Origin of the sequence: Ruminococcus sp. J1101004sp1_RTP21198st1_B9_RTP21198_201120, from assembly GCF_040924245.1 — a bacterium.
GTDB classification, from domain to species: Bacteria; Bacillota; Clostridia; order Lachnospirales; family Lachnospiraceae; genus Blautia_A; species Blautia_A faecis.
In genome coordinates this window covers 91,061-105,127 of the sequence record NZ_JBCOMI010000011.1, presented here as the reverse complement: position 1 = coordinate 105,127, position 14,067 = coordinate 91,061, and the positions used below count along the sequence as shown (strand labels likewise).

The following is a 14,067-nucleotide window of genomic DNA, read 5'->3' as shown; positions in this document are numbered from 1 at the left end:
ATCAGCAGCTTACCAGCGGCTTGGTCTCCATAAATACATCCTTCGCCTTCTCGATTGCATTCTCGCTTCCAACCACACAGAGCTGGTCATCGGAGAGAACTGCCTGGATCAGAGGAGCCAGTGCATGGATATCCTCTACTGTAGCATTCAGGATCTGGTCACGCTCTTTTTGCAACATCTCCACAGTGAGACCGCGGAAATAAGCCATTCTGCCAAGGGCGCCCTGTGTCTGCGGTGTTCTTGGAACATCCTTTCCGCTGATGGTACCGATAATGTATTTGGTCATCTCACGTTCATCCGCTGCAAAGGTACGCACATATTCCGGCACACCCTCATATATTTCAAGAGTTCTGCGAAGATGGGGATCTCTGTAGGAAACGAAATAACTCTCCCCGCTTCTCTTAAAGCCGCTCATACAGCCGTATGCGCCCCCCTTTACACGAAGATTGATCCACAGATAATCATAGCTTAAGGCAACCTTCAGAATTTCCAGGGCACCGGTATAGGTAAAGCCTTTTTTTACAAAGTTACCGGTTCTTGCCACATACTGAACCTGTCCGGAGGTCTTAAAGCCCTCGTTCTTTTTCCTGCAGGTAATGGCAGTTTCCGGAACCTCACAGGTACTCTCCGGCAGACTCTTCTTCAGGGCACCGCTTAAGGCCTTCACCTGTTCCACAGACTCTCTTTCTCCGGTATAGCTTACCATGAAGGAATCCTTTCGGATGATCTCTGCCATGGCATTCTGAAGTCCGGCTACGATCTCGTCCTTTTTCTCCTGAAAATTCTTCTCAAGGTCTTCGATAAATTTGTAATAGCCAACGCCTGCCATCTCATCCTGATATTCTGCCATTGGAGAACCGTAGGCAGCGCTGCGGAGTACTGCTGTCTGATGGCCTGCGCCAATCAGGGAAGCCTGTCCTCTGGACCTGATCTCCCCGATAATCTCACCAAGACGTCTGGTATCTGAAAGCTTAGAAGTATTCAGGATTTCTTCCATCATCTGGAACAGGAAATCCATCTGGGAATACAGTGCTTTGCCACGGATGGTAAACATGGTACGGAATGCTTCCGGGTCGTTCGCCTTGTCAAAAACATCTATGCCGCACTGGATACCGCCGGTTCTGGCATTGGTCTCATTAAACAGCTGACCGTAAGTGTAATTCTTTGTATCCACATATCCGAGAACAGACTTCAAAAGTCCAAGATAATGGACCTTCTCAACAGCCATATCCTTAATCTCGAACATAATATTTACATAACCGATTCCATTGGTGCATACATCCTGATACAGGAACAGACTGTCCTCCACCTGAAGCTCTTCATTGGAAAAACCATTCACTTCTTTGCGGATATCGGAACGCTTCAGCATAGGAATGCATTCCAGGTCCTCCGGTCTCTCCTCAGACTCCTGGTAAGCCTCAAGGGCTTTTGTCTTTCTTACCATTTCTTCCAGCTGTTCATCGGAAAGGCTGCTTCTGTATGCTTCCAGCCTGTCTGCCAGCTCTTTCTCACGCTGGGCTGCAAGACCGCGCTTCGGCACAAGAGTCAGGATCGCACCATGTGTATTGTCCAGAAGCCATTTCTGGATCAGATTCTCGAAATAGCCTTCATTTACTGCAATTTTCAGCTGATCATAAATCTCCAGAAGCTTTACCTGGGAAAAAGCATTCTCATCATCATAAAGCCAGCTTCCCATAATATCCAGTCCATACATCAGACCTTTTGGAAACTGTCCAAAATCTGCTTCGCGGTAACGGAACTCCATGTAATTGATTCCGGAAAGAACCGCCTTCTTATCAATTCCATTTTTCACAATGTCCTGAAGGCAATTTCGGATAATGGAAACAAATTCCTCCTTCCGGGCAGCTCTGGCACCTTTTGCAATCACGGAGAAATACGGCTGCAAAACACCGTCGCTGTAATCGCCATAAATATCCTTACCGATTCCGGCGTCCAGAAGAGCCTGCTTCAGCGGTGCTCCCGGCGCACTTAAAAGTGCATAATCCAACACATCAAATGCCACACCCAGGGTACTGTCCATGGCATTTCCTACAACCATGTTATAGGAGAGATAGGTGTTATCCTCTTCTTCCTCGTTCTCCGCAATGGGATACTCGATCTGCAGGTCTTTCACCTGGGAAAAAGCTGCCTGCTCCTTAATACTGGAATCAACGTCCAAAGCCTCAAATGCGGACAGATATTTCTCATCAATAAATCGCAACTTCTCTTCCATGTCCATATTTCCGTAAAGGTAAATATAGCTGTTGGACGGATGATAGTAGGTGCGGTGGAAATCCAGAAACTCTTCATAGGAAAGCTCCGGAATATTCTCCGGATTGCCGCCGGATTCCACGCCGTAGGTATTGTCCGGGAAAAGATGGTTCATAATTTCTCTTTCCAGCACCTCGTCCGGGGAAGAAAATGCGCCCTTCATCTCATTGTATACAACACCATTGTATGTGAGCGGGCCTTCCTTCTTCTCCAGATGGTAATTCCATCCTTCCTGGCGGAAAATCTCCTCTTTCTTATAAATATTCGGGTAAAAAACAGCGTCCAGATACACATGCATCAGGTTCTGGAAATCCTGGTCATTGCAGCTTGCCACCGGATAACAGGTCTTGTCCGGGTAGGTCATGGCATTCAGGAAGGTATTCAGAGAGCCCTTTACCAGCTCTACAAATGGATCCTTCAGCGGAAACTCGCGGGAGCCGCACAGAACGCTGTGTTCCAGAATGTGGGGAACACCGGTGCTGTTCTTCGGCGTAGTACGAAAGGCAATGGAAAATACCTTATTCTCATCATCATTCTCGATCAGAACCAGTCTGGCTCCTGTTTTCTTATGGCGAACCAGATATCCGGCGGAATGGATATCGGTCAGATTCTCCTGTTTCAAAACCTCGTATGCAGGAATGTTCTCTTTTTTCATTTTTTCCTCCAAATAGTGCCCAATCAGTTTGTTTAAACAACCGGTATTGGGATGTATTTAATTCATTTCTTCGATTATGCTGAATTACACTGCACTTAAAAGCTTTATACAATGCAGCTGATAATTCCGGAGCATCTTCAACTTCTTGCATTAGTATAACACACAAAAAAGTATCTTACTACAACAAAATTCTTTTAAAAAGAACCGCCCCTGCGGGCGAATCTGGTAGGATTCTTCCTGCAGGGGCGGTTCTGATTATTTAATTGTGATTTGTTAATCCTGTTCTTTTTTGCGGCGTCTTCTGGTTGTTTCTTCGATTGCGAGAGCTGCAACAAAGAACAATGCCATATAGAAGCCGATTGGTGTGTCATCACCTGTCTTAACACCTGTGGAGGTGCCTGGGGTTGGTGTAGGAGTTATGGTCTCCTCAGGAGTTACAGTAGGTGTTGCTTCCGGTTGTTTCTGGTTAATGATGGTTACCTCTGCATTGAGATTATTTTCATCAAACAGTACATTTCCATTTTCAACAGTTACTGCGTATCTGAATCCGTCTGTACCATCTACCAGATTTCCTTCTGCATCTGTCTCTGCAACATAGAGCGTAAAGGCTTCATCCGGTATTACAACTGCCTGTGTACTCTCAGATACTGTGGAGCCGCCTGCAAGATCAAGTGTCAGGATGTTCTTCTCTGTTCTTGTGGAAAGAGTTGTGCACTCTTTGTCATCAAAGATACCTGCATAGAAAATCTCATCACTTTCCAGGGCATTTCCATCTGCACCAAGAAGCTTCTTGGTTACATTCAGAGTCGCGATCTTGTAGAATCCATCCGGCCATTCGCTGAACTGGTTCTCGAATGTGATGCTGCTCTTTGCGCCATCCTCAGTTACGGTGATTGCCTGTCCCTGTGGATAAACCGGTACATAAACCTTTTCATCCGGCGTCATGCCTGAATCAATTGCTTTTCCGGTTACATCTGTCTCACTTACATAGTAGGTTCTTCCAAGATCCAGATTGGTAAAGGTAACTGTGGAAGAAGATGCATTCTTAAACTCAAGTGCTTTTACATCAGAAGCAGGAATTGTGCATTCTGCATCTGCGAAAAGTGCTGCGTAGAAGGTCATATCCTTAGCGCCTGCAAGTGCATCGTTCAGCTTCAGTTCCTTGGTGATCTCAATAGCAGCGGTCTTGCTCTTTGTCATGGCATCCTTCATCTCAACTGCATTTTTGGTGTCATCTGCATCAACAGTGAAGGTGATCGGCTCTGCGATCTCATATCCTGATGGTGCTTCTGCCTCAACCAGTTTGTAGGTCTTGCCAAGAACAAGTTTCGCTGTGATCACATGTGGTGTACCATCTGAGGTCCACTCTTCCACAACCTTATCCTGGTCATCTACTACCTGAAGTTTTGCTCCTGCAAGAGCTTTCAGGGTGGTGTCGTCTACCTTGGAAATGGTAACCTTGGTAGTATCGTTGACAAATTTCATGGCTGTCTCAGTGTAATCTTCTCCATTTACCTTGGTGGTAAGCTTCAGAGTTCCGTCACGGTTGTCTTCTACATTTACAGTTACTGTATAAACAGTTTTGTCGTATACGTAGGTGTCTGCCTCTGATGGGAGCTTTTCGTTTACGGTGTAGGTAAAGGTCTTGCCAGCATCTTTCTCTGTATAGGAAAGCTTGCTGAAGCTGATCGCACCTTTCTCGTCGTTCTTAACTGTCTCAATTACCTTGCCATCTGCATCTTTCAGTTCGAATTCGAAGGTTCCAAGCTGCTCAGCTTCTACCTTCATGGACTTCTGGGCTTTCAGTTCAAGGTCAGCGGAAGCGCTGTAGGTATTCGTGAAGGTAACTGCTCCAGTGAGGTCTTCACTCTTTACAGGTTCGCCGTTCTTTGTGACAGAAGTAACTTTCGCTGTTAACTTGCCTGCATTGTCGTCTGTTACGTCTACTTTTACAACGTATTTTCTTTCATCATACTGGTATGCCGGTTTCTCATCTTTTACTTCTGTGATCTGGTAATAATGGGTTCCGGATTCCTTGTATGTGATGATTGGGAATGTGATGGTGCCGCCGTCAGCATTCTTCACAGTTTCGTTGTAACCATTTTCTACTGCCTTTCCATCTGCATCCATTTCTGTTGCCTGGAAGCTGAACTGCTCTGCTTCCAGTGTCTGGCCTTCCAGAGTCTTGGTTGCACCAAGAGCGATCTGACCAGATGTGGTGTAGGTGTTGGTAAATTCCATACCTGTTACAGTGGCATCCTCAGAGGTTGCCTTGGAGGAATGGATGACTGGGGTTACGGTTAAGGTACCGTTGCCTGCATCTGTTACGGTTGCGTTGATGGTGTAGATGGTGTCGTCGTAGGTGTAACCTGCTGCGTCACCTTTCACCTCATTTACGGTGTACTGGTATTCGCCGGTATCATCTACTTTCTTATCTGTGTTGTCTTTTACAAGGCTGTACTTGATTTCGTCAAAGGTTACGTTTCCGTCAGCATCGTTGGTCTTGGTCTGAAGAACAGTGCCATCTTTGTCGCGAAGTTCGAATGTAAACTGACCTTCTGTAAGTGGTGTCTCTGTGGTTGTCAGAGTCTTCTTAGCTGTCAGGTTCAGACTTCCGGATGCGGAGTAGGTGTTCTTCATCTCAACTTTGTTGTCGATGTCATTCTCACTTACCGTAAACTCAACAGGATCTGCCAGGGTATAACCAGCTGGAGCGGATTTCTCGACTAACTTGTAGGTTTCGCCGAGGATCAGTTTGCCAGTGATTACGCGTGGGTTGTCCTTAGTTGAAGTTGTCCAACTATCGATTACCACGCCGTCCTTGTCCTGGATTTCGAGTACTACGCCTGAAAGCTGATTGCCAAGGGCGTCTACTTTGGTGATGGTTACCTTGGTGGTGTCATCTTCTACCAGGTATACCTTGTTACCATCTGTATCTGTTGTAGTTTTTGCATTGGTTTCAATAGTTCCATCTTTTTTAACAGTAAACTCAATATCTGTTGCATACTTATAACCAGCAGGAGCTACTGTTTCTCTAAGAATATAGCTCTTTCCAGCTTCAAGTTTAGGACCAAAGTCGTGAGTTTTACCTTTTTCAGAAACCCACTCATCTACAGTCTTACCTGTTTCCTTATCAATTACTACAAGATGAGCACCTTCTACTTCTTTACCATTTCCAAGTTCTACTTTGTTGACATTGAAATGTAGTTTGGCATCTACCAGAGTCAGTTTATTGCCAACTATTGTTTTGTTGTCCACTGTAATAGTTCCATCAGCTTCTACTTTAAAGGTAATTGGATCTGCTGCAACATAGCCTGTCGGAACATTAATTTCCTCCAGTGTATAAGTGTTTCCTGCAATCAGCTTACCAATAATATCATAGCTGGTATCATCTGTTTTCCAGCTTGCTACTACATTTCCATTATCATCTTTTACAGAAATCTGAAGCTTTGCATTCTTTACTGGATTTCCTTCATCATCGACTTTGTCGACAGTTACTGTAGTTGGAGTATTGACTACATCATAATTGCCAATTCCCTGTGCAGTAATATATCCATCTACTTTATCCTCTGTTATGGTGTATTCAATTTCCTGCCCTTTTTCGTATTTCGGCTGATCTGCAAATTTCCATTTCCAGTCATCTGTCTTTGTTACAGTCTTGGAAGCAACCAATTTTTTATTTGCATAAAGATTAATAGTGATAGTTTCTGGTCTGATGTCTGCATTGCCATTGTCATTCCAGGTCTTGGTTCCTTCAATGTTCACACTTTCTGGAGTGTGGATATTGGTTATCACATAACCGTCTTTGGCGCTTCCACTTACGTTTGCTGTATAACCGTTCACATTTGTGGTTTCAACTACGGTATACTTGATTTCCTGTCCCTTCTTATATTTATCCAGATCTTGGAAGGTTCCCTTCCAGCCATTGCCTTCATTCAGCTTCAGGACTTTTCCTGCTACTGCGCTTCCATCTGCATACAGCTGGACTTCTACTTCTCCCACTCGTTTTCCGTCCTGGTTGTTGCTGTCGTCCCAGCTCTTGCTTACCGAAATGTCTACCATCTCTGGTGTACGTTTATTCGTAACTACAAATCCCTTAGTTGCATCTCCTGTAACATCAGGTTTCGGATAATAATTCACTTCAATTTCCTTAATTCCATAGGAAATTAAATCACCGGCACTATCAAATTTGTCAAGTTTACTAAATTCACCCTTCCAATCATTATCAGCAGTAAGTTCTAACGTCGTCTTTGTTTCCGTTCCATTTTTTATTAATACTACTGTAATTTTAGATGGTCTGAATCCTTCTTTATTATTAGCATCATCCCAACGCTTTTCTACTGGAATACTTATTTTTTCAGTAAGATCCTTTTCGTCTGAAACATAAATATATCCACCATTGCTTCCCAATGCTTTTGATTCATCAAAACCTGTTGGTTTGTATGATACACTACTGCTTGCCTCTTTCAAGTAAATATAAATTGGTTCAGATGCACATTTATAATTATTTGGCGCTTTAATTTCTGTTAAACGGTATGCATAGTTATATTTCATAACAATTTTACCGTTAATCTCTTCCCCAAGCTGGACAACACCATTTTTATCAGTTGTATAATTTTCACCGACTGTTACCCATTTAGTTCCATTATATTTTTCCAGCTTGTAAACTGCTCCCTCTAAGAAAAGCGCAGCATTTTGAGAATCTCGTTTTACTAATGTAAGCATTGTACTCTCTGTGTTTGCAATTACATCGCTTCCCTGATCTTTCAGCTGAGTAGACACTGTGGATGTCCATTTCTTATTTGCTTCTCCTGAAACAACTGCTGTATTAGAAATCAAATAGTCCTTTCGACTAATATTTTTGTACTCAAACAAATATTTATATTCCAAAATACATGCAGTTTTATCTGGAACACTTGCTACTAAAGTACAAATTCCATTTGCATCTGTTACTGAAATCCATCCTCCATTAGGAGTTATATCCTCTCCTTTAGATCCATCCGCATTTCTTCGATAAAGTTTTGCAGAACCTGGAATTAAAGAAATTCCCTTTATGTCATTTACATGATCTGTATAATTTAACGTATCTGTAACAGTCAAATTATTTCCGTCCAGCACCTCTTCACCAGCAGGGTTAATTGTAACAGCATAACTAATTGTATTAGTATCATCATGATAGCCTGCAGAAGATTTACTTACTTTACTCATTTCTACAGTCGCTGTTGCAGAAGAAGAATCACTTTTTCCGCCTGATGATACGGTACCATTATTGGTTATAACACAATCATTTCGATCAGTAAGACCCACACTGTTCAGATCATAATCAATTGCATAATAAAGTACAAGTTTAGGTCTCTCGCCATACGGAGCAAACCAATTGCCATTACTATGAATACCAATAGCATCCTTATCAACGGTTATTGTAAAAGATCCTGTTTTTGATTCGGTGACATCCATTCTACTCGCTGCATAATAATCAAAGCCTAAATTACCAAATACTCCTCGCAAATTATCAGCTTCTGTAGTATCCGATAGATACCGAACAATAATGCCCTTCCTTGAGTTATTTGAGTCGCATTCTTTCCCATCGTATTTCCAGTCTGAAGTAACTAATGTACCATAATTCGGAAACACATCCTCATAAACAATATTCTCAGTTAAACTTTCTGTATCAATTACAACACGATAATATATTCTTATCTTTTTACTATTATCACAGCTATAAAATGCATCCTTTACAGAACCATCCTCTGTTAAATTTTCCTTGTCAACTTTTGGACCGGTTGACTCTTTAGAATATAATCCTTTTCCTTTATCTGTCGTTTGCTTTCCGTCCTGCGTAAATTTAGCCTCATTAACAAACTCTTTCTTCTCTCCAGCTTTTAAATTTCCTACATAACCAGTTGAAGAATAACTAAGACTAATCTGTTTCACCTCAGAATAAGAAATTGCTTTATTAAATGTAATTTTAAATCCCTTGAAATAATTCGCATTATTTTCAGTTTGAATATAAGTAATTATATAATCGCTCTTATTTATTCCTGTTACCGTCATGCTATCTAATTGTTCTTTTGTAAACCAACTGCCTAATTTAGGTTCAGAACCGCTCCATGGGTTTTCCAGATAATCTTCAAAATAAGAACCCACTTTTATTCCATCAGCAGGAATTGTTATAGAAGTTGTCCATGCCAGATTAACTGCATCAGAATCCTTATTCTCAGTTACAATAGCATCATCCTTTGTTACTATTGGTTTAATGGCATCAACATCTTTTTTGGATTCTCCTTTATTTTCCCCTCCTTTTTCAATATTAGCCGTATTATTATATTTAACATAATAATTATTATCATCTGGTACCATGGTAGAATATTCAATTTTTATAAAATCTCTAATTGTATATAATTCAGTCACCTTACCGGCAGCATCTTCCATACATGGTTTTCCATTACTATCAGTATAAAATTTTATAGGTAACTTTACATCATCTACCAGCTTAACATCCAGCCATCCAGTTTTCTGAATCGTAACCTTTGCTATAATATCAGCATTCTGCTGAATGTCATTTTGTAATAATATATCACTAACTTCATATCCTTCAAGGCTAGCAAAATTATTATTTACCTCAATAGTCCAATTTACCTTATTGTTTTCAGCATCATAATTTCCATTTTTATTTAAATTAGGAATACCATAATAAATTGTCGGCTCTGATGAGTGCTCATCTTTAACTTTTTCAGTTACCTTGGCATACGCTGTATTTTTTCCATTTGCTGTAAAATTGCTTTCGGTAAATCCACTTTCTTCTACCTGATACGTAATTTCATAAGATTCACCAGCATTAAGCGCTGGCAATTTTCCAGACACTGCAATGGAATCCGCTTTAAGCAATTCATCACCTGAAACCTTCAGATAATTTTCCGACGTAACATTTATACCATCAGGTGCTGTATTTGTTTTTTTCTTAACAGACAAGGAATCTGATTTAACCTTACGACTTGTACCTTTTGCATCACTCTTTAATTGATCTTTAAAGTCAATTTCATCCCCAGTGCCATGTGGTGAAGAAACTGTTACTGTATAAGTCCATGTAATCTTTCCATCATCGCCTTGAACTCCAGTTCCTTTTTTATCAACTACAACATCTTTATAATCTTTGCTTGTATAATTAACCTCCGGATTGCTTTTGGCTTCTACTTCTATTAAATCCTCCAGTTTTCCTGATGGATTCGTCTTTGCTTTTGCAGTATTATTCTCTGAAAACTTGCCATTTACTGGTTCATTGAATTTTTCCGTAATTTTATACGTAATAGTATAAAATTCACCTACTGATAAACAAGGCAATGTTCCTGATATAGTTTTATTTTCCGTAGATATAGTTAAACAATCCGATGCTACACTAACAAGTGGATCATTACATTCTATAGTTAAACTGCTCCAACTAAGATTCGCGTCTGAAGACCATTTTTCCAGTTTATCTACAAAATCAATTGATTTTACCGTTCCTGTAGGAGATGACACTTTAACTGTGTATGTATACGTAATCTCATTATTCTCATAATTTACTACAGGTACTTCAGCAACTTTCTTTATTTCCAACTGTTCTTTTTTAATTACGCGAATTGTAACATTATTTTCAACCTTATCATTAAACTTTAATGTTACATCTCCAGTAGTAGTTATGTCTGTGCAATCTAAATATGCCCAACAGGTAAAATTGCCTCCAACTGCTGTTCCATGACCTAATTTGTCCTTATCAAATTCCATACTGACAAATCCGTCGGTTGTTATTCTATAATTTCCAATAACTTCGTTACTACCATTTTTTATCGTACCAGACGTCGGTTCTTCAAGTTTAATTTTGTCCTGTTCAGGAATCTGATATTCCACTTTCCAGCCATGCTTTTCAAGTTCATCTACTGGAATATTTCCAAAATATCCAACTAAATTAAATGATTCAGTTCTTTTACTTTCTGTAGTCGTCTCTGTAAGAGATGTAATAGTCTGCTGGTTAGCATCCTGTATTATTACATTAGTAATATAAGCATCTAACTTTAATGCATTTTCACTGTTTCCTTCGCCTCCAGATGTTTCAACATCATAAGTCGTCACGCCACCCACAATTGAAAAACTATCCTGCGTAAAACCCATAGAGGTGATCTCGCCGTCTGCGTTTGTGTTTACGTATTCGGTTACAACTTCGGCCTGTCCATCATTGTCCAGGTGGACAACATTTTTATTTACGACGTCGCCGTCAACGGTGCTTTCCTGAATTTTCTTGAAGCTCATATCTACTTTTACATTTCCGCTTTCAGGTTCAATTCTGCTTCCGTCGGCGGTCAGGAAATATACATCGTAAAGTACGTACTCAGCTTCCGTATTCTCAGCGTCCAGTCCCAACTGGCTGCTCAGCTGGCTGTTGAATGCTGCTACTGCTGCATTGTAGCGATCGGTGCCAGGTGCGATGTAGTCAGCTTTGATTTCTGCATCCTGTTGAAGGTTTGCATCTTCCGGAGCTGTTGCTGTAATCACTACACGACTGTCTTCGTATCTGAAAGAAGTCTTCGGTGCTTCTGTCGGAGTCGGTGTCTCACTTGGGGACGCGCTGACTTCCGGTGTCGGAGTTGCAGTTGCCTCGGCAGCTGGTGTTGCTGTAGCTTCCGGTGCTGCAGGAGCTTCCGTCACTTCTGCTGCTGGTGCCGCTGTAGGCTCTGTTGCAGGTGTTTCTGTCGGAGCTGCTGCAGGCGCCTCTGTTGGCTGCTCTGCTGGTGCTTCTGTCGGCTGCTCTGCTGGTGCTTCCGTCGGCTGCTCTGTTGGCGCTTCTGTTGGCTGCTCGGCAGGTGCTTCCGTTGGCTCCTGAGCTTGTTCCGCAGCAGGAGTTTCCTGCATTTGCTGAGGTTCTTCCTGTTTCTCAGCAACCGGTTCCGTTCCCTCTGTTGCGTATGCTTCTGCTTCGCTTTCAGACGGAGTCGGTGTTGCCGTCGCGTCCTCAACGTAGGTATCGTCTGTTGCCAGAACAGTCAGACTGGACTGCTGGAATATCATAGATACCGCCAAAAGTATGGCAAAAAACGATTTCAGCCTTGAATTCTTTTTCATGTTACAACCTCCTTTTTAAGATCGGGTTTTCCTTTTTTCAGTGTGGTTTTGCAGGCAGAAGTAGCCCAAAATCCATTTTCATCATCATATCACACTGATTTTAAAGGAGCAATAATTTATAATCACCTGAAAAATCCCTGTTTTCTGCCGTTTCACTAAGAAATCTGGCACGATTCGGTCTTCATTTTCGTATTTTTATAATGTGTATTTTGGTGTACTGTAGTTATTTTCGACTTTTAATTGAAAAAAGCACACAAATTCTTATTTTTTCTGCTTTCACAGGGCAAAAAAGCTACATGTTTACTCCATTTTCCCCTGTCTGAATTTCAGCATATTGCACAATTTCACGCCCTGTTTTCTAAACTATATTCGCTCCGATTTTCGTATTTACTCATGGTGTATCTTGATGTACATTCTTTCGTGTGGTATAATAACTGCCAGAAAACCAATGCACTTATACAATTGGCAAACAAGGATTACGCACCATCTTCATTTTCAAATGATAAAGCATACAGGAGGACCCCTATGTTTCTCAAAAAGACCCCTAAGGCAAAGGGAACTTACCTTGCCATCACCGAATCCTACTATGATAAAGAGAAGAAAGCCACTCGTCAGAAAACCATTATGGGGTTGGGATATCTGGAAGATTTAAAGAAGGATTACCCGGATCCCATCAGCCATTTCGAGAAGGTTGTCGCTGATATGAACCAGGAACGAGAAGCCAAAAAGAACTCTGTGGTATATGTTGACCTTACTACTGCTCTCTCACCGGGAGAACACTCTCTGAAAAATGTAGGCTACGGCATTCTGAAATACCTTTATAAGGAGCTTCAGCTGGACATTTTCTGGCGTACCAGGACCTGGAATCTATCTCTCTCCTATAATATAGAAGAACTTTTCCGATATATGGTCATTTCCCGTGCGCTTTACCCAAATTGCACCTGGAATGAAGCTATTGAAAAAGGAATCTACTTCGAAGAATCCGGAAGCATCTCAGACGAAGACCTGGATTCTGCCTTTCATGTTATCGTGAAACTGCAAAAAGATCTGCAGAAGTGGATTTATGAGCATTCCGGCAGCATCCTTTCCAGAGATACCACTTCTGCTTTTTTGGATCACACCAGCTATAATTTTTCCATTCCGGGAAGCATGCCCTCTGACACGCAGCCCAATGCCAAACGTACAGATTCCACCCTTCACCTGGATCTTCTCACGGACAGAAATGGAATTCCCATTGCATATGACCTGTCTACCAGTGGTACTGTGTTGAACCAGTCTGTTTTTAATGCCGTAAAGCAATTAAAGAGAGAGAATCCCAGAACCCGCTTTTATAATACTGCACCTGTGCGTCCGGAGGAGGAGCCTTTTATTTGCAATGGAGTTCCAGCAGACGGATATATTTATGGTCTGCCGGTACATACTGCGAATGCAGAATTTAAGGATTGGGTACTGAAGGATGGTTATCAGGAAATGAAAATTCTGAATGAAAAGCATCAGACTATCCCTCTTCTTTATAAAGAGCGGATTTTTGAGGATAGGGAAAAACAATTTGTATACTACCATGAGCTTCAGGCCAGACAGCAGCGCCTTGCCAGGGAGTCTTCCGGAAGGCGTACCGGATTGAAGCTGGACGGATATACTGCCATTGCTACTGATAATCTGGAGGTGGATAATCTTGCCCCTTATCGTCTTTTCAGCGGACTTCGTCATATGGAGAAAATTTTCCTTGATTCCAAAAGCCAGTATGACTCCTCTGCTACCTTCATCTGGACACCGGATAAGATCAATGCCCATTTTGTGATTGGGTTTGTGTCCTTTACCTTAATGCGTATGCTGCAGGCGAAGCTTGATTTCCAGTTTTCCATGGAACAGATTGGGATTTCTTTGCAGCGGTATAATTGTGTACAGATTGCAGGTAATATTTATCAGTTTACCTATTATGATGTGATTCTGGATGCATGTGAGAAGGCGCTGGAACTGGAGCTGCATAATAAATACCGCAGCCAGCTCCAGATTCGGAGACTGCTGCGGTATTAAGGACTTTA

General features: G+C 41.7%; 3 protein-coding genes. 1 reads left to right on the top strand and 2 read right to left on the bottom strand.

What is annotated here, in order from left to right; translation table 11 throughout:
• Nucleotide 1: 1 nt before the first annotated feature.
• Nucleotides 2-2,926 (bottom strand): insulinase family protein, encoded by a 2,925-nt coding sequence (locus AB5618_RS09530; RefSeq protein ID WP_173771077.1) that lies wholly within the window; start codon nucleotides 2,924-2,926, stop codon nucleotides 2-4.
• Nucleotides 2,927-3,199: 273 nt separating this feature from the next.
• Nucleotides 3,200-12,022 (bottom strand): Cna B-type domain-containing protein, encoded by an 8,823-nt coding sequence (locus tag AB5618_RS09525; protein WP_368366711.1) that lies wholly within the window; start codon nucleotides 12,020-12,022, stop codon nucleotides 3,200-3,202.
• A 525-nt stretch (nucleotides 12,023-12,547) separates the two neighbouring features.
• Here AB5618_RS09525 and AB5618_RS09520 point away from each other — a divergent pair.
• Nucleotides 12,548-14,059, top strand: a complete 1,512-nt coding sequence (locus tag AB5618_RS09520) for a hypothetical protein (protein ID WP_148462335.1) — start codon at nucleotides 12,548-12,550, stop codon at nucleotides 14,057-14,059.
• The last annotated feature ends 8 nt before the right edge of the window (nucleotides 14,060-14,067 follow it).

Bases quoted from the DNA above. Each gene is read 5' to 3' on its own strand.
- AB5618_RS09520 (WP_148462335.1), top strand. From the start codon at position 12,548: ATGTTTCTCAAAAAGACCCCTAAGGCAAAGGGAACTTACCTTGCCATC.
- AB5618_RS09525 (WP_368366711.1), bottom strand. From the start codon at position 12,022: ATGAAAAAGAATTCAAGGCTGAAATCGTTTTTTGCCATACTTTTGGCG.
- AB5618_RS09530 (WP_173771077.1), bottom strand. From the start codon at position 2,926: ATGAAAAAAGAGAACATTCCTGCATACGAGGTTTTGAAACAGGAGAAT.